Annotated in this window: 16 protein-coding genes and 1 pseudogene; 12 read left to right on the forward strand and 5 right to left on the reverse strand. The window is 42.6% G+C overall.

The genetic code is table 11. The features are described 5' to 3' along the window. The first annotated feature begins 81 nt into the window (after window positions 1-81). Complete coding sequence (locus J2Z20_RS03950) at window positions 82-1167, forward strand: thiazole biosynthesis adenylyltransferase ThiF (protein ID WP_209845594.1); 1086 nt, start codon at window positions 82-84, stop codon at window positions 1165-1167. A gap of 77 nt (window positions 1168-1244) precedes the next feature. Continuing rightward, window positions 1245-1937, forward strand: coding sequence for a winged helix-turn-helix domain-containing protein (locus J2Z20_RS03955; RefSeq protein ID WP_209845596.1), 693 nt, complete (start codon window positions 1245-1247; stop codon window positions 1935-1937). A gap of 73 nt (window positions 1938-2010) precedes the next feature. Here J2Z20_RS03955 and J2Z20_RS03960 read toward each other — a convergent pair whose 3' ends face one another. Next, window positions 2011-2520 carry a C40 family peptidase gene (locus J2Z20_RS03960; protein ID WP_209845598.1) on the reverse strand — a complete coding sequence of 170 codons (510 nt, stop codon included), beginning with the start codon at window positions 2518-2520 and terminating at the stop codon, window positions 2011-2013. Between the two features lie 272 nt (window positions 2521-2792). Then, on the reverse strand, window positions 2793-3434 hold the full coding sequence (locus J2Z20_RS03965; protein WP_209845600.1) for a thiamine diphosphokinase: 642 nt from the start codon (window positions 3432-3434) through the stop codon (window positions 2793-2795). 133 nt (window positions 3435-3567) lie between these two features. Between J2Z20_RS03965 and J2Z20_RS03970 the strand changes: the two genes are divergently transcribed. After that, a complete protein-coding gene (locus tag J2Z20_RS03970) occupies window positions 3568-4239 on the forward strand; it encodes a trimeric intracellular cation channel family protein (RefSeq protein WP_209847268.1) in 672 nt (223 codons plus the stop codon). A 22-nt stretch (window positions 4240-4261) separates the two neighbouring features. Next, window positions 4262-4738: a low molecular weight protein-tyrosine-phosphatase gene (locus J2Z20_RS03975; protein WP_209845602.1), complete on the forward strand. Its 477-nt coding sequence runs from the start codon at window positions 4262-4264 to the stop codon at window positions 4736-4738. Between the two features lie 14 nt (window positions 4739-4752). On the opposite strand, the gene J2Z20_RS03980 is transcribed toward J2Z20_RS03975, so the two are convergent. Next, window positions 4753-5457, reverse strand: a complete 705-nt coding sequence (locus tag J2Z20_RS03980; RefSeq protein ID WP_209845605.1) for a DUF421 domain-containing protein — start codon at window positions 5455-5457, stop codon at window positions 4753-4755. Between the two features lie 150 nt (window positions 5458-5607). Beyond that, window positions 5608-6327, reverse strand: coding sequence for an alpha/beta hydrolase (locus J2Z20_RS03985; RefSeq protein ID WP_209845606.1), 720 nt, complete (start codon window positions 6325-6327; stop codon window positions 5608-5610). 254 nt (window positions 6328-6581) lie between these two features. On the opposite strand from J2Z20_RS03985, the gene pdhA reads away from it, so the two are divergent. From pdhA to lpdA, 4 genes are read left to right on the forward strand one after another with little or no spacing between them, the layout of a single operon-like run. Continuing rightward, the gene (gene pdhA, locus J2Z20_RS03990; protein ID WP_209845608.1) at window positions 6582-7649 is read left to right on the forward strand and encodes a pyruvate dehydrogenase (acetyl-transferring) E1 component subunit alpha; all 1068 of its coding nucleotides are present in this window, start codon (window positions 6582-6584) and stop codon (window positions 7647-7649) included. A gap of 57 nt (window positions 7650-7706) precedes the next feature. Further along, complete coding sequence (locus tag J2Z20_RS03995) at window positions 7707-8684, forward strand: alpha-ketoacid dehydrogenase subunit beta (RefSeq protein ID WP_209845610.1); 978 nt, start codon at window positions 7707-7709, stop codon at window positions 8682-8684. 30 nt (window positions 8685-8714) lie between these two features. Then, window positions 8715-10037, forward strand: a complete 1323-nt coding sequence (locus J2Z20_RS04000) for a dihydrolipoamide acetyltransferase family protein (RefSeq protein WP_342454254.1) — start codon at window positions 8715-8717, stop codon at window positions 10035-10037. A 5-nt stretch (window positions 10038-10042) separates the two neighbouring features. Beyond that, entirely contained in the window at window positions 10043-11464 is a 1422-nt protein-coding gene (lpdA, locus tag J2Z20_RS04005; RefSeq protein WP_209845614.1) for a dihydrolipoyl dehydrogenase, read from the forward strand. A gap of 83 nt (window positions 11465-11547) precedes the next feature. Here the strand turns inward: lpdA and J2Z20_RS04010 are convergent. Next, a pseudogene (locus tag J2Z20_RS04010) lies at window positions 11548-11699 on the reverse strand (IS3 family transposase); the annotation flags it as partial. Window positions 11700-11896: 197 nt separating this feature from the next. On the opposite strand from J2Z20_RS04010, the gene thyA reads away from it, so the two are divergent. From thyA to J2Z20_RS04030, 4 genes are all read left to right on the forward strand, one after another. Further along, window positions 11897-12691 carry a thymidylate synthase gene (gene thyA, locus J2Z20_RS04015; RefSeq protein WP_209845617.1) on the forward strand — a complete coding sequence of 265 codons (795 nt, stop codon included), beginning with the start codon at window positions 11897-11899 and terminating at the stop codon, window positions 12689-12691. 143 nt (window positions 12692-12834) lie between these two features. After that, window positions 12835-13323, forward strand: coding sequence for a dihydrofolate reductase (locus J2Z20_RS04020; protein ID WP_209845619.1), 489 nt, complete (start codon window positions 12835-12837; stop codon window positions 13321-13323). Between the two features lie 209 nt (window positions 13324-13532). Next, window positions 13533-15020, forward strand: a complete 1488-nt coding sequence (locus tag J2Z20_RS04025; RefSeq protein WP_209845620.1) for a glutamate synthase subunit beta — start codon at window positions 13533-13535, stop codon at window positions 15018-15020. Between the two features lie 106 nt (window positions 15021-15126). Further along, the gene (locus J2Z20_RS04030) at window positions 15127-17355 is read left to right on the forward strand and encodes a type IA DNA topoisomerase (RefSeq protein WP_209845622.1); all 2229 of its coding nucleotides are present in this window, start codon (window positions 15127-15129) and stop codon (window positions 17353-17355) included. Window positions 17356-17419 lie beyond the last annotated feature (64 nt).

Consider the following 17419-nt stretch of genomic DNA (forward strand, 5'->3'; position numbering starts at 1 on the left):
AGCATATAGCCAACAGTTTGTTTCATTTGTTATATTGATGCCAAGTGCAGCGCTTTAATGAAGAAGGAGGCAAAGGCGTAAATGGGCAATTCAGATGAAAAATCTATCGCACCGAGCACAAAGCCCTCAGCAGGGGAAGTTCATCAAAAAGACCGTTATTCAAGACAAGAGCGCTTTACTCCGATTGGGAAGGAAGGGCAGCGTAACATTGGTAAGAGCCATGTGCTTGTGATCGGAGCAGGAGCGCTTGGCACAAATATTGCTGAAACGCTCGTTCGTGCCGGTGTTGGTCATATTACGATTGCAGACCGAGACTATGTGGAATGGAGCAACCTGCAGCGCCAGCAGCTGTTCTCGGAAAGAGATGCGGAGGCAAGAATACCGAAAGCAATCGCAGCCAAAGAACGTCTGACTGCTGTTAATTCGTTAGTCACCATTGATACATATGTAATGGACGTAACACGGAATGAAATAGAAGATCTAATAAATGGCGTCGATCTTATTATGGATGCCACTGATAATTTTGATATTAGGCTGCTGATCAATGATATTTCGCAGAAGCATAGTATTCCTTGGATATATGGCGGATGTGTAGGCAGCTATGGCATTACGTACACCATTATTCCTGGACATACGCCTTGTTTAAATTGCCTGCTTGAGACCGCACCTCTAGGAGGGGATACTTGTGATACTGCTGGCATTATTCCTCCCGCAGTACAGATGGTCGCAGCCCATCAAACAACGGAGGCGCTGAAACTGCTTACGGGTCATGTTGAGGCGCTTCGGACGACCCTCTTGTCATTCGATTTGTGGCGTAATGAACAATTCGCTATTCATGTAGCCCACGCCAAAAATGAGCAGTGCTTATCTTGCGGATCACATGCGACGTATCCTTACTTGTCTGCTTCTAATTTACAGAAGAGCGAAGTGCTATGCGGCCGCGATACAGTACAGATTAGGCCCGCAATTCAGAGGCAAATTAATTTACAAGCCGTGGCAGAGCGTTTATCTGATCTAGAAGAAGGCACAGTGGAGCGAAATCCGTTTTTAGTTTCTTTTACCGTGGGGGAACATCGGATCGTTATTTTTCAAGATGGAAGAGCACTCATTCATGGAACGAAAAATATTGCAGAGGCAAAAACGCTGTACCATAAATATTTTGGCTGAGCGCATGAACTTGACCTGACTTTGAGAAACTAAATAAGATGGAACTGAGAAAAACGACAAATGGCAGGTTGAGGTCCGTGAATGAACAAATTCTTATCGTAGAGTCGGATCAAGATACAGCAAATAAAGTCATCGCGGGTTTGGTACAGAGCGGATATCAGGTACATCATCTAAATAACGGAATGGATGCGCTTGAATATTTAAATGACCATGAAGTTGACCTTCTCATACTGGATTTGAAACTGGATGGACTTAACGGATACGAATTGCTGCGAAGATTATGTGATTCCAAGCAACATCTATCCTATCCTATTATGGTTCTTACAGCACAAGATACGACGAAAGATATTGTGTATGCTTTCGACTGCGGAGCGAATGATTATTTAATCAAGCCATTTCAGATGGCAGAGCTAAAAGTAAGGGTTCGAAATTTACTTGCGATTTTTGGCAGGAATCGGGGGAACAATGAGAATGTCATTCGTGTGGGTGATATCGTCATTGAACCCAAGAGAAAACAAGCCAAACGAGATGGAGAGCTTATAAACCTAACCCCTAAAGAATACGAACTTCTATTGTGTCTTGCAAGTCATGCCAATCAAGTGTGCACGCGTGAATTAATTTTGCAAGAGGTATGGGGTGTTGATTTTCAAATAAACACAAACGTCGTTGATGTGTACATTCGTCATCTTCGTCAAAAAATAGATAAAGGCCGCCCAGTAAAACTAATTACAACGGTTCGCGGGATTGGATATATGCTTCAAGAACCGTAAAATATAAAAAAAGCTGATGTCTGCAATTATACGCGACATCAGCTTTATTCATGTTACTCTCGGATAAATCAGATTACAATACTCGGCGAGCTTTTAAATACGTTCTCTTCCAAGTTCCTGAGTTGAGATCAGAAATCGTTACACCAGGAGCACCGTATGTGTGCAAAATTTTACCGTCACCAATGTACATCGCAACGTGAGTTACATTGCTTCCGTTTGCACGGCTCCCGCTGGAGAAGAAGACAAGATCGCCTTTTTTCAAGTTAGCTTTAGATACTGCGTAGCCAGTTTTTGATTGTTCTACGGAAGAACGCGGCAACTCAATGCCAAACTTGCCGTAAATATGTTTCATAAATGAAGAGCAGTCAAATACACTTGTCGTTTTGGTAGAAGCGCCAAATTTATATGGCGTACCCATAAATGATTCACCATAATTGATAATGCTGTCAGCTAGTGTTGTTGTAGATGTGCTATCAGCTGCAGCAGCTTTATGAACGCCCGATTCAATTACCATCACACCTGACAATCCGATTGCCACGGACAACCCTACAGCGACCACTTTTTTGAGTATCAGTTTGAACATGCTGTATTACCTCCAAAAAATGTTTTCTATCAGGTTCGTTTCAAAGTATAACAGCTTTTGAGATTGCTAGTTTTTGGTTAGATCGGCGCAAAGGCTTGTCTGCCATGGGATTGCAAGCATTTATTAAAAATGCATTAAAATATTACAAAATATTAATCATAACTATATTGTTACTGTAACAAAAAAAGAAAAAACCTTTGATTTCTCAAAGGTTTTATAAAGTAATAAATTTAAGTTTATCGTTACAAAATTGTTACTTTTTTCTCTTCAAATCAATCATGACTCTGAATAACGAGCAGCTGTCCCTCTTCAATGGAAATCGTACCTGACTCATGTATTAACTGATTGCTGATTCCAAGCGACTCGCCGAGCATTAAAGTGGCGTGATCAAGTGGATACATGAACCCAGATAATGTTACACCCTTTACAGTTGAAGTAATTGGAAGTAGGGACACGTATGTATAACCTCTTTTTTCAATAGTGATGATATTGTCGGTTAAAGTAATCCAATTATGAGCGTCTACAATCGAAGGGCGAATGTTCTTTTGCAGTGCTCGTATCATCATTTGAATGTTAGCAAGCGTATGATCAAGGCGGGTTCCAGTTGCACCTAATAAAATGATTTCATCAGGTTCTCTAGACAGTGCGATGTTAAAAGCTAATTCGGTATCGGTCAAATCCTTGTCGATTGGATCACAAGTAATTGTCTTAATACTTTTTTCTTGAATTAACTTCAGATCTTCGATCCCTACTGAGTCGAAATCTCCTACGGATACGTGCGGTGAGATTCCATTTTCTATAAGAAATAACGCTCCTTTATCTGCCCCAATAATGTAGTCTTCTTGCTTTATTTCATGTAAAAATAGGGGACTAAGTTCCCCCCCGGTAAAGATCAGTATTCTTTTAGAAGACAACGGATTACACCCTTTCTGCGTATTCATTTCATGACCAGTATAATTCAGTTTTCAGGGTTGTACAATTTGATAAAAAATGAATAAAATAAATATAACGTCAATGGAGTGAAAAGAGGGTTGAGTGCGCTTGGAAATGCACGTGTTTGACATATTCAGTATTATTGGAACGATAGCTTTCGCGATGTCAGGGGCATTCGTAGCTATGGAAGAGGATTATGACATACTTGGAGTTATTGTTCTTGGTTTAGTAACTGCCTTTGGCGGTGGAGTCATTCGAAATGTGCTTATTGGCGTTCCAGTCACAACATTGTGGACTCAGCACTTGCTTATTACACTTGCTGTGATTTCGATACTCATCGCTTTTGTGCTGCCTATGAGATGGATTCAACATTGGAAGAGGACAGAGGTGTTCTTTGACGCGATCGGTCTATCGGCATTTGCCATCCAAGGCGCACTGTATGCAGTGGATATGAAGCATCCGCTGAATGCGATTATTGTTGCAGCAGTGATGACTGGGATCGGCGGTGGAATTATCCGCGATTTGCTCGCAGGCCGTAAGCCTCTTGTGCTGCGTGATGAAATTTATGCAGTATGGGCGATGGTTGCTGGGCTATGGGTTGGACTTAACGTATCTAATACTACGATTGGACTTCTTTGTTTATTTGTGCTTGTTGTCGTATTTCGGATGCTGTCCGTCTACTACAAATGGAAGCTCCCTCACAGAACACTTAGACCGGTTGGAGCAGGAAACGTCACTGCTTCACATAATATAGGTTCCAATCAAAATCATGACGTGCATTTATAGAACGAAAGGGAAGTTAATACATATGATTCACGTGTTATTTGTTTGTTTAGGTAATATTTGCAGATCGCCAATGGCAGAAGCGGTTCTCCGTGACAAGGTAAAGAAGAATCAGTTAGATCATCTTATTAAAGTTGATTCAGCTGGAACTGGTGACTGGCATATTGGCGAACAACCGCATAAAGGAACTCGCAAAATATTAGAAAGCAACCGTGTCAGTTATGAAGGGATCGTCGCTAGACAGGTAAAATCCCAAGATTTTGATAAGTTTGATTACATCGTTTGTATGGATAATTCCAATGTACAGAATGTCCTTAAGCTTACAGGCAGTGAGAATGCTCATATCATCCGTTTCATGGATTTGCTGCCAAATGAAAAGCTGAGGGAAGTACCAGACCCATATTATACCGGCAATTTTGAAGAAGTGTACCGTCTGGTTGATGCAGGATGTGACGCCTTGTTAGATATGATTCAGAAAGAGCATTCGTTAACGAGTCATTAAGATTAGGAACGCAGCTATTTATACCAAACTATTTTTAAATTATCGTTATGATCTATGGTAGCTAATAGAATGTCTTGTATGTCAGTATGGTATGTCATTTTGAGTTTATTCTTCAGCCATTCTTCGTCTTTTCCAGTCTGATGAAGATTATCGTGATCAATGGTTCCTTCTTTGATGATTGTTGTTGGTAAATCGAACGGCTGTGTTTTTAAATGCATCATTTTAGCTGTTACAGCCCCGTACTTCGGATCGAGGAAAATAGATATAGTACCATCTGGTTCCCATAAAGCGAGCGCAACTTTGTGAACCTCTTCGATTCTTTCTTTTCGCAATTGGGATAATAAAAAGTCAATGGATATTCTAGCTTTGTGTAAGTTTTCATAAATGATGCGTCCGTTCTTGATGAGTGGAAAGGGAGAAGGATCGAGAAAATAGCGAATCCTGTTCCACTTCAATGAAGCAAATACACTAACGATGTACAGGATGACCAAGGCCGACATCGTGATCATGGAATTTGTGAGCGATAACCGTTCATCAGACAGAGGATGCGCGATAATGTTGCCGAGCATTAAAGCCATAATAAAGTCAAGTAATCTAAGCTGAGAAATGGACCTCTGGCCCATAATTTTAGCTGCAAATAGTAAAAAGAAAAAAGAAATCACAGCTCTGAGGATCCACTGCAATACCGTGAGTGATTGCTGACTGTTCATAAACTCCATTTAGAATTCACATCCTTACGATTTGGATTCAAATGGTAGTATGGTCTGACGATGGTCTGATTATCAGGTATTTATTTATATGAAAGAAAAAGTAACCCCCCTTGAGCCCAAATTCAAGGGGGGTTACACATTGCTTATTGATATATGACTCTACTCCAGAAAATATGCGAGCGCTGACGGAAGTTCTTTTTGCCAAAAACCCCATGTATGCTGGCCATCTTTCTCTTCATAATATACGCTTGCTCCGCGTTCCTCTAATAAGCTCCGAGTTGTTCGGTTTATTTCTACAAAGTTGTATACTTTTGACCCAGATTCAAATGCTGTCTCCTGCAGTCCAACAATCATGAAGATAGATAACCATGATAGATCCGTTTCTTTAGCGATAATCTCTCTGGAAAGATCGTAGTAAGCGCCTGAGAGGCTAATGATTTTCGTGAACAGATGCGGATTCTTCAGCGCTAAATGAAGCGACACACAACCTCCCAAGGAGTCTCCCGCTAAAATCCGATCCGGTCTCACAGGATATTTTTGTTCAATAAAGGGAATGATTTCTTCGGCAAAGCATGAGGTATAAGCATCAAATCGGCTCCCGAAAGGAGCGTATTCGGAAGTTCTCACTTCCAAATCAACATCAACACCTACAATGATGAAAGGTTCAATCCCTTCATCCATAATCAGTTGATTTGCAGTAGTCGCAATCCGTCCAAAATTGAAAAATTGTTCACCGTCCTGGCAATAGACGACAGGATAACTTAAGAGTTCGTTATATCCAGGAGGCAGGTAAACGCGCAATGTTCGCTGTTCGTTTAAGTATTTGCTTTCAATGACTTCTTTAACAATAGTACGTTTTAAATAGCGAGAATCGGTCACGACTGTCACCCTTTTTGATTATTTTTTTGCAATATAAGACACAATAATTAGATGTAATCCATATTTGGTGGCAAATGGATATGTATGCGAATTGTATCGAACTGTTATATAATGATTGTTCGTCTGTTATATAAACAAGAAAAAATAGAGTCAATGATCTACGCTGTCGTCTTTGACGAATGGATTACAACAGGTGTATAATAATTCTATAACAGCGGAACTTGATATTCAAATTTTTTATTGAGGTGAAGATAATGAGCAAGGTTCCTTATGAAGTGTATACGGAGGAAGTTCAAGCGTTATCTGTACTTTCCCCGGAAGGTGAAATCGTTAACAAAGATAAATTGCCGGAACTCACCGATGATCAATTAAAAGAAATAATGTATCGCATGGTATTTACTCGTACTTGGGATGATCGAGCTGTTAACTTAGGTCGTCAAGGCCGCCTTGGTTTTTATGCGCCAGTATCGGGTCAAGAAGCAACGATGGTAGGCAGTGAATTTGCTCTGCAAAAGGATGATTTTATTGCTCCTGGTTATCGTGACATGCCGCAAATCGTATGGCACGGATTGCCGTTATATCAAGCATTCCTATACTCCCGCGGACATCAACATGGTGGTCAAATCCCTGAAGGTGTAAACGTTCTCATGCCGCAAATTATAATTGGTGCTCAAGTGCTGCATGCCATGGGTATTGCAATGGGCTACAAATTGAAAAAACAAAAACAGGTTGTTATTACTTACACTGGTGACGGCGGTTCTTCCGAAGGCGATTTTTATGAAGCACTTAACTTTGCTGGACGATTTACTTTGCCTGTCATTTTCTTTGTACAAAATAATGGTTATGCAATTACAACTCCTTTCTCCAAACAAACAGCTGCATTGTCAATCGCACATAAAGCAGTAGCTGCTGGTATTAAAGGTGTTAAAGTGGACGGTATGGATGTTCTTGCTGTTATTAAAGCGGTTCAAGAAGCTGCGGAACGCGCGCGTAATGGTGAAGGGGCTACATTAATCGAAGCTGTTACATATCGTTTCCGTCCGCATTCCTTGTCTGATGATGCTTCGAAATATCGTACGAAGGACGAAGAAAGCGAATGGAGCATTAAAGATCCAATCGTTCGTTTCGGAAAATATCTGGAGAAAAAAGGTCTCTGGACTGAAGAAGATACAGCGCGTGTGAAAGAAGAAGCAAAAGCAACAGTAAACGAACAAATTAAAAAAGCAGAGCAAACTGAAAAAATGACAGTTGCCGGCTTGATCGACTCAATGTTCGAGAAAACTCCAAAATATTTGGAAGAGCAAAAAGCTGATTTTCAATAATAAACAGCTTTTCAAGGATTGACGTGAACTGTGAATGTTTAAGGAGGAAATGAAGCAATGGCACAAATGAACATGAAAGAAGCAATTCGCGATGCAATTCGCGTAGAATTGAAACGCGATCCAAACGTCATCGTATTCGGGGAAGACGTTGGTAATGTTGGCGGTGTGTTCCGTGTGACAGAAGGTCTGCAGAAAGAATTCGGGGAAGAACGTGTATTTGATACTCCGCTTGCAGAATCTGCGATTGGCGGGATGGCTGTAGGTCTAGGTATTCAAGGCTTCCGTCCTATTGCGGAAATTCAGTTTGTCGGCTTTATTTTTGAAGCACTAGACCAAATGTTGGTGCAAGCAGCGCGTATGCGTTACCGTTCGGGCGGTCGTTACAACGCTCCAATCGTATTCCGTACTCCATTTGGCGGCGGCGTTAAAGCGGCGGAACTTCATACCGATTCTCTAGAAGGTATGATTGCGCAAACTCCAGGGATTAAAGTGGTTGTTCCATCTAATCCATACGATGCAAAAGGATTATTGATTTCGGCAATCCGTGACAATGACCCTGTATTCTTTATGGAGCATTTGAACTTGTACCATGCATTCCGTGCAGAAGTTCCTGAAGAGGATTACACTATTGAGCTCGGCAAAGCAAACGTCGTTCGTGAAGGTTCGGATGTAACAATTATTTCTTACGGTATGACTGTTCACACTTCGGTGAAAGCTGCAGATGAGCTTGAGAAAAAAGGAATTAAAGCTGAAATTATCGACCTTAGAACTCTTGTTCCGCTTGATATCGATACGATCGTGAATTCTATTAAGAAAACAAATCGTGCAATTGTTGTGCAAGAAGCGCAGAAATCTGCCGGCATTGCAGCAGAAGTTATTGCACAAATTAATGAAAAAGCAATTCTTCACCTTGAAGCCCCTGTACTTCGTGTAGCAGGTCCAGATACGGTGTACCCTTTTGCGCTAATCGAAGACACATGGCTTCCTACGCCAGCTCGCATCATTGCAGCTGTCAACAAAGTCATGGAATTCTAAAGTAAGGCATTTTTTAGGGAGGTTATGCAAGTGGCTAAATTCGAATATCGTTTCCCTGAGTTAGGTGAAGGCTTACACGAAGGTGAAATTATTAAGATGCATATCAAACCGGGCGATAAGGTTACGGACGATGACATTATCATGGAAGTACAGAACGACAAAGCGGTTGTCGAAGTTCCTTGTCCGGTGAATGGTACAGTTCAAGAAGTGTTCGCTAAAGATGGTCAAGTGTTCCGTGTCGGAGAAGTTGTTGCTGTGATCGATGCGGAAGGCGATGTTCCTGAGCAAGAAGCACCAGGCCATGGCGGCGCAGAAGAAGAAGCGGCTCAAGGCGGAGCGCAAACTGCACCAGAAGCAGCAGCTCCAGCAGCAGCAGCACCAACACCAGTAACAGTTCCAGCAACAGCTCCAGCAGCTCCGAATAGAGAAGTATTGGCTACGCCAAGTGTTCGTAAATACGCTCGTGAACTAGGAATCGACATTTCTTTAGTTACAGGGACGGGCAATAATGGTAAAATAACGAGAGACGATGTAGACGCTTTCAAAAACGGCGGACAACCTACAGCTCCGAAAGCAGCAGCGGCTTCTAATAACGAGGCTGAAAAAGCGGCTCCAGCAGATATGGCAACAACTGTGGCTGTGGATCCACGTGCAGAAGAAGAACGTGTACCATTCAAAGGTATTCGCAAAGCGATTTCAAACGCTATGGTTAAATCCGCATACACAGCACCGCACGTTACGATTATGGACGAAGTGGACGTAACGGAATTGGTAGCATTCCGTACTCGAATGAAACCAATCGCGGAGAAAAAAGGCGTGAAATTGACTTACTTGCCGTTCATTGTTAAAGCACTTGTCGCGGCTTCCCGCGAGTTCCCAGTGATGAATGCAATGATCGATGAAGAGAATAACGAAATTGTGTACAAAAAATACTACAACATCGGCATCGCTACTGACACGGATAACGGACTTATCGTTCCAGTCATTAAAGACGCTGACCGCCGGAGTATTTGGATGATTGCAAACGACATCCGTGACCTTGCTGCTCGTGGTCGTGAAGGTAAACTTAGCCCGGCTGAAATGAGAGGAAGCACAATTTCGATCACGAATATTGGTTCTGCAGGCGGTATGTTCTTCACTCCAATTATCAACTTCCCTGAAGTTGCGATTCTAGGAACTGGACGTATTACTGAGAAACCTGTCGTGAGAAACGGCGAAATCGTAGCTGCTCCTGTGATGGCTCTGTCCCTCAGCTTTGACCACCGTCTCATCGATGGTGCAACTGCACAAAACTTTATGAATTATATTAAATCATTGCTTGCCAACCCTGAGTTACTAGTTATGGAGGTGTAATTACTATGGTAGTAGGAGATGCTTCACTAGACATTGACACATTGGTAATTGGTGCGGGTCCTGGCGGTTATGTTGCCGCCATCCGTGCTGCTCAGCTCGGACAAAGTGTATTGATCGTGGATAAAGCTCATGTTGGCGGTGTATGTCTGAACGTTGGATGTATTCCATCCAAAGCTCTTATTTCTGCAGCGCATCAATATGAATCGGCAAAACACGGTGACGCTTTTGGCATCACCGCTGAAAATGTAAAAGTTGATTTTTCTAAAACACAAGAATTTAAAAACAGTGTTGTCAAAAAATTAACTGGCGGCGTTAGCGGATTGCTGAAAGGAAACAAGGTACAAGTGTTTGAAGGCGAAGCAATGTTCATTAACCAAAATGAAGCTCGCGTATTTAACGAACACGAGTCACCTCGTTACCGTTTCAAAAACTGCATTATCGCGACAGGCTCCCGTCCAATTGAACTAAAACCATTCCCATTCGGCGGTCGTATCCTGTCTTCAACTGAAGCGCTTAGCTTGCCTGAGCTCCCTTCAAGCCTGATCGTCATCGGCGGCGGATATATCGGTGCCGAGCTCGGACAAATGTACTCTAAATTTGGTACCAAAGTAACGATTATCGAAGGCGCAGATACCGTTCTTCCAGGTTTTGATAAAGATATGACACAGCTTGTTGCTAAGAATATGAAGAACACAGGCATCGAAATTATTACGAATGCAAAAGCGGAAAGCGCTGAGCAAACGGATAAAGATGTCACTGTTAAATATTCCGTGAACGGCGAAACGAAAGAAGTTACTGCGGATTACTTACTTGTAACGGTTGGCCGTCGTCCAAATACAGACGGTGAACTTGGTCTTGATCTCATTGGTATTGAACTCGATGAGCGCGGTCTTGTTAAAGTAGATCACCAAGGTCGCACGAACATTCCTCATATTTTTGCGATTGGAGATATTGTTGCTGGACCAGCGCTTGCACACAAAGCTTCGTATGAAGGCAAAGTGGCAGCTGAAGCGATTGCAGGACTTCCTTCCGTTGTTGATTATAAATGCATTCCTGCCGTAGCCTTCACAGATCCTGAATGTGCAACGGTTGGTTATACAGAACAACAAGCTAAAGATAAAGGCTATAAAGTGAAGTCTTCTAAATTCCCTTATGCTGCGAACGGTCGTGCGTTGTCACTTAACAATGCAGACGGTTTCGTGAAACTGATCTCTGATGAAGAGACAGAGCTTGTACTTGGCTGCCAAGTGGTAGGAATAGAAGCTTCGAACCTTATCGCTGAACTTGGACTCGCTATTGAAATGGGTGCTACACTCGAAGACATCGCTCTTACGATTCATGCACATCCAACACTAGGTGAAATTGTAGCAGAGACAGCTGACTTGGCTTTGGGTCATCCAATCCATATTATGGCTCCTCGCCGCTAATACGATATTTTAAAGGAAGAGACAGGAACGTATTGAACTGCACCCTATAAAGTAGACAGTTTAATAAAAAGAGATGCTGCTATCTACGCAGCGATGAGATGACTTCGGTAAGCTGCCGAAGTCATCTTTTTATTTTCCATTGCTTTCTGGTCGTGTTATAGTGCTCCATATATTCATCAATCATGTACTTCAATTCTGTTAAGTTACGTGCTTCCTTGTAATCTACTTCATCTTTGGCCAGATCCATATATTTGGAATATGATCTACGCAGTTGCACCTCCAGAGTATAAAATACCCGATTCAGTGTTTGTCAATGAATTAAAGAAATCTGTTGCTAAGAGTATTTTAGAAGTCAAATAATGTTCTAATTCCGAAATGAGTCTGCCTCTGTTATAATATAATGAAATGGATTTCGATTATATGAGGTGACTAATGAAAGCGTATTTGGATTTACTTAACGATGTCTTAGAAAATGGTGTACAGAAACAAGATCGTACAGGTACCGGCACAATTTCTGTATTCGGTAGACAAATGAGAATGAACTTAGCGGAAGGATTTCCTCTATTAACTACTAAAAAATTGCACATAAAGTCGATTGTTCATGAGTTGCTTTGGTTTTTGAGCGGCGATACGAATATTAAATATTTGCGTGATAACGGAGTAACCATTTGGGATGAATGGGCAGATGAAGAAGGAAACCTAGGCCGTGTGTACGGAGCTCAGTGGAGAACATGGCCAGGCCAGAACGGACAAGTTATTGACCAGATTTCGAATGTCATTCACCAAATTAAAACAAACCCTGATTCCCGCAGACATCTAGTCAATGCATGGAATGTCGCTGAAATTGATACGATGGCTCTGCCGCCATGTCACTACGCGTTCCAATTCTATGTGGCGGAAGGCAAGTTGTCATGTATGTTTCAAATGAGATCAGTAGATACGTTCTTGGGACTGCCATTCAACTTGGCATCATACGCTCTGCTAACCCATATGGTTGCTCAGCAATGTGATTTGGAAGTTGGCGATCTCATTTGGACGGGCGGCGACGTACACATCTACTTAAATCACCTCGAGCAGGTCAAGTTGCAGTTAACGAGAGAGCCTTATCCGCTTCCGCAATTACGAATTAAACGCAAGCCGGACTCTATTTTCGATTATCAATTTGAAGATTTTGAATTCGTAAACTATCAGTCTCATCCTGGCATTAAAGCGCCGATTGCAGTTTAATAGGTTGCATACAAAACAAGCTACTCTTTAAATGATAAAGGGTAGCTTGTTTTATTCATGATATGCTTATCTCAAAAATCTGTTGTTTTCAGATCTACGGTGATATCATAAAGTAAAGAAGCAGAAGAAAGGGTCATGATAACATGAGTGTATCTTTAATATGGGCAATGGCTCAGAACGGAATTATTGGCGTTAATAATCGTCTGCCATGGCGTTTACCGGCGGATATGGCTTTTTTCAAAGCTCAAACGACAGGTAAAACAATTGTAATGGGACGAAAAACGTGGGATTCACTAGGCGGCAAGCCGCTTCCCAACCGTCACAATCTAGTGCTGACACGAGACTCGTCATTTCAGGCAAATGGGGCTGAAGTGGTGCATTCTATTGAGGAAGCTCTTACATATGCTGAACGGGGTGAATTGATGGTCATTGGCGGGGCTCATATTTATGAGCAATTCTTACCCTATGCGGATAAGCTCATCGTTACGATCATTCATCATGATTTTGAGGGAGACACGAAATTCCCGCCTGTGAACTGGGATGAGTTTGAAAAGGCTGAGGAGATCCGAGGGACTCGAGATGAACGAAATGACTACGATTATGATTTCGTAACATTTATACGCAAGATGTAAAAAATGCAAACTATTATACCGTTTGTCCATTTAATATCAAATCTACCTGATGCTAATATTATTGAAATATTGACTGGATAAGCGTTTTTAATAGGGTGACCATAAATATTTTATTGAAATGAGATCGAGTACTGAATCACATTAGTTTGTTTTTGTGATACAATGGGCATTAAAAAATTCAACATGGAAGACGGATGGGGGAACGTAACATGTCAACACCTACAGGCTTTATGGAATATAAACGGCAGCTGCCAGTGGATCGTGATCCGATTGAACGGGTGAAAGACTGGGAAGAATTTCATAAACTTTTGTCGGAAGATGAGCTTCGTACGCAAGGTGCTCGATGTATGGACTGTGGTACACCATATTGCCATACGGGTATTGATATGACAGGAGGTACATCGGGTTGTCCTGTACACAACTTAATTCCGGAATGGAATAACCTCGTATACCGTGGACTTTGGCGTGAAGCGCTTGAGCGTCTGCACAAAACGAACAATTTTCCAGAGTTTACGGGCCGTATTTGTCCTGCACCATGTGAAGGTTCTTGTACAGTTGGCTTGATCGATCAACCTGTAACGATTAAGTCTATCGAACAAGCGATTGTTGACAAAGGATTTGAAGAAGGTTGGATCGTTCCAACACCTCCTGAGAAGAGAACGGGCAAACGCGTCGCTGTTGTAGGTTCAGGACCTGCGGGCCTTGCCGCTGCGGCTCAACTGAACAAGGCAGGTCATTCGGTAACCGTATTCGAACGTTCTGACCGGATTGGCGGTCTATTAATGTACGGTATTCCATCGATGAAGTTGGATAAAAAAATTGTACAGCGTCGTGTTGATTTGCTTGCGGCAGAAGGTGTTGAGTTCGTAACGAATACCGAGATCGGCAAAGATATTCCTGCTAAGCAGCTAGTTGACGAATATGATGCAGTTGTATTGTGCGGCGGAGCTACTAAACCTCGTGAATTCAACATTGAAGGAAGCAATCTTAAAGGTGTTCATTATGCTATGGACTTCTTAACAGGAACGATTAAGAGCTTGCTAGATTCTAATCTGGAAGATGGCAATTATATTTCTGCTAAAGATAAACATGTAATCGTTATCGGCGGCGGGGATACAGGATCTGACTGTGTAGCTACATCTCTTCGTCATGGATGCAGAAGCGTCACTCAGTTCGGCACACATCAGAAAGCACCGCTAACTCGTGATCCAATTAATAACCCATGGCCGCAATTCCCGAATGTGTATACGCTGGATTATGCACAAGAAGAAGCTAAAGCGATTTTTGGCGAGGATCCTCGCGAATTCTCGATCATGACTACGAAATTTGTAGGCGACGACGAAGGCAACTTGAAAGAGCTGCATACCGTTCAAATTCAGCGTAAAGTGGATGAAAATGGACGTAAATCCTACGAGCCTATTCCAGGAACAGAGCGTGTATTCAAAGCAGACATGGCTCTGATCGCAATTGGTTTTGACGGACCTGAACAAACACTTGCTCAGCAGCTTGGACTCGAAACAGATCGTCGTTCCAATGTCAAAGCGAAATACGGACAGTATAGAACAAATGTTGATAAAGTATTTGCTGCTGGTGACATGCGCCGCGGACAAAGCTTGGTTGTATGGGCAATCAATGAAGGACGCGAAGCAGCTCGTGAAGTAGATAAATATTTGATGGGTTCGACGGTTTTGGTATAATAGTTAATAGACATGAAGCACATGGGGCTGCGCTTTAGCGCGGCTCCTTTTTATGTGAATTGGTGAATGACGTACGGCAACTTTGCAGAGGAGGCACAATTGGGATATGAAGACCCTTGTAATTGCTGAAAAACCGGATATGGGGCGAACAATCGCTGCGGTGATTGAACCTAAAGGGAAGAATAATCGGACCTACATAGAAGGGGAGCACTTTATTATTACTTGGGCCATCGGTCATTTGATAGGTCTAGCAGAACCTGATGCTTATGATGCAAAATATAAAAAATGGAATATTCGCGATCTTCCAATCATTCCAGATCATTTCAAGATCGTCCCGAATCCGAGGACGAAGGATCAGCTTAAAGTGATTGGAGAACTGGCGAAACGTTGTAATCGCATCATTAACGCATGTGATGCGGGGAGAGAAGGACAGTACATATTTGCACTGATTGAACAGCATCTTAAGCTGTCAATGCCTGTTCAGCGTTTATGGATTTCAGACCTAACAGCCGAGAGCATTGCTCAAGGGTTCAGGGAACTACGAGATGGGACCGATTTTGACAATTTAACTCGAGCTGCTAGAGCCCGGAGCGAAGCAGACTGGTTAATAGGGATGAATGCTTCCCGCGCCTTTACGACTAGACATAATACGTTGTTGTCCGTAGGAAGGGTTCAGACACCGGTCCTTGCACTGATCTATGATCGGCAGAAAGAAATCGAAGCTTTCGACTCGCAGACGTTCTATGAAGTGAAAGCTCAGTTTGCGCAAGGAGATCGAACGTATCAAGGGACGTGGCAAGGAGAGCGTCTTACTTCCAAGGAAGCAGCGGAAGCAATCGGTACGAAGGTGAAAGGGAAGCAAGGGCAGATTACGAGCTATGAAGCAAAGGAGACGAAAGAGTATCCTTATAAACTGTATGATCTGACATTGCTTCAACGTGAAGCGAACGCGAAATATGGCTATTCTGCGAAGAAAACGTTAGATATTGCACAAGCGCTTTATGAGAAACATAAAGTGATTTCTTATCCGCGGACGAACTCGAACTACGTTACAGAGCAGAACATCGAAGGCATGCACAAAGCGCTTCATATGCTTAGATCCACGTCGTATGCAAAGCTGGTTGAGGGTGCAAATCCGGGGCTTGTCCATAAACAAAACAAAGCATTATGTAATCCATCTCGCGTAGAAGATCACCATGCCATTTTACCTACTCTCAAAAGAGCAGGGACGCTTAGTAAAGAAGAACAAAATATATATGATCTTATCATTCGTCGTTTTCTATCTCACTTCTATCCTCCAGCTGAGTATAAACAGCACACGGTCCTTACCGAAGTAGAGAGTGAGACATTTAAGACTAATGTGAAGGAGCTGCTCTTCCTTGGTTGGAAGGTTGTTCTTGAAGGACAGCAGGATGAGAATAAGACAAGCAAGAGAAAAAACAAGGATAACGATGAAGACGATAGTGAAGAGCTAGTTGATCAGCCTTTCCAAATGAATCCGAATGAGTCCGTTCTCTGTAAAGACAGCACCGTCAAAGAGAAAGCAACGCAGCCTCCGAAAGCCTATACGGAAGGGACGCTGCTGAAAGCGATGGAGAGCGCCGGTAAACAAATTGAGAACGAAGAATTACGTGAAGCGATGAAGGAATCAGGACTTGGTACGCCAGCTACCCGAGCGGCAACGATCGAACGGCTGAAAAATGTCGGCTACATTGAAATGCAAGGCAAGAAAATTATGATTACGCCAAAAGGCCGAACGGCAATTGAGCTCATTCGTCACGCTGGGGTTGAACTGCTTACTTCGCCGGAAATGACAGGACAGTGGGAGCGCAGGCTTAATCAAATTTCCAAAGGCGAGGCAACACAAGAGAAGTTTATGGAGAACGTGAAGCGATTTACGATATCCATTATCGATAAAGTGAAAATGCAGGCACCGGCTGAACTCGCTTCCTTCGGTGATGTTAGCCTAGGGAAATCTTCGAATAAACGGACAGCGAGAACATCTGGGACAATGACAAACAGCAAGAGAGCAAGCAGTGAAACGATGGCTAAAAGCACTTATTCTCCTCTAGCACCATGTCCGCGTGAAGGCTGCGGCGGTCAAATCATTGAGGGCCGCAAAGGCTACGGATGTACGCATTATAAACAGGGCTGCGGATTTGTGATTTGGAAGGAATTTTCAGGTAAGAAGATAACGGGGACGATGTTGAAATCGTTGCTTGAGCAAGGTTCTACGAAGGTGCTTACCTTCAAAACTGTACAGGGCGATTTCAAAGGACGAATTAAGCTTCTGGACCGCATGTCAGGTAAACTTGAAATAGAACGAACGGAATAATTAGAGGGAGCCCCAATAGGGCTCCTTTTTTTGTTTTTATGTCATTGTTCAATCCCTTGAAAAT

This window comes from Paenibacillus sediminis, from assembly GCF_017873765.1.
Classification (GTDB): domain Bacteria; phylum Bacillota; class Bacilli; order Paenibacillales; family Paenibacillaceae; genus Paenibacillus_AG; species Paenibacillus_AG sediminis.

Coding starts and splice junctions, on each gene's coding strand:
- J2Z20_RS04025 (WP_209845620.1), top strand. CDS start 13,533: ATGTCAACACCTACAGGCTTTATGGAATATAAACGGCAGCTGCCAGTG.
- J2Z20_RS03960 (WP_209845598.1), bottom strand. CDS start 2,520: ATGTTCAAACTGATACTCAAAAAAGTGGTCGCTGTAGGGTTGTCCGTG.
- J2Z20_RS03950 (WP_209845594.1), top strand. CDS start 82: ATGGGCAATTCAGATGAAAAATCTATCGCACCGAGCACAAAGCCCTCA.
- thyA (WP_209845617.1), top strand. CDS start 11,897: ATGAAAGCGTATTTGGATTTACTTAACGATGTCTTAGAAAATGGTGTA.
- J2Z20_RS03970 (WP_209847268.1), top strand. CDS start 3,568: ATGCACGTGTTTGACATATTCAGTATTATTGGAACGATAGCTTTCGCG.
- J2Z20_RS03995 (WP_209845610.1), top strand. CDS start 7,707: ATGGCACAAATGAACATGAAAGAAGCAATTCGCGATGCAATTCGCGTA.
- J2Z20_RS03975 (WP_209845602.1), top strand. CDS start 4,262: ATGATTCACGTGTTATTTGTTTGTTTAGGTAATATTTGCAGATCGCCA.
- J2Z20_RS04030 (WP_209845622.1), top strand. CDS start 15,127: ATGAAGACCCTTGTAATTGCTGAAAAACCGGATATGGGGCGAACAATC.
- lpdA (WP_209845614.1), top strand. CDS start 10,043: ATGGTAGTAGGAGATGCTTCACTAGACATTGACACATTGGTAATTGGT.
- pdhA (WP_209845608.1), top strand. CDS start 6,582: ATGAGCAAGGTTCCTTATGAAGTGTATACGGAGGAAGTTCAAGCGTTA.
- J2Z20_RS04020 (WP_209845619.1), top strand. CDS start 12,835: ATGAGTGTATCTTTAATATGGGCAATGGCTCAGAACGGAATTATTGGC.
- J2Z20_RS03980 (WP_209845605.1), bottom strand. CDS start 5,457: ATGGAGTTTATGAACAGTCAGCAATCACTCACGGTATTGCAGTGGATC.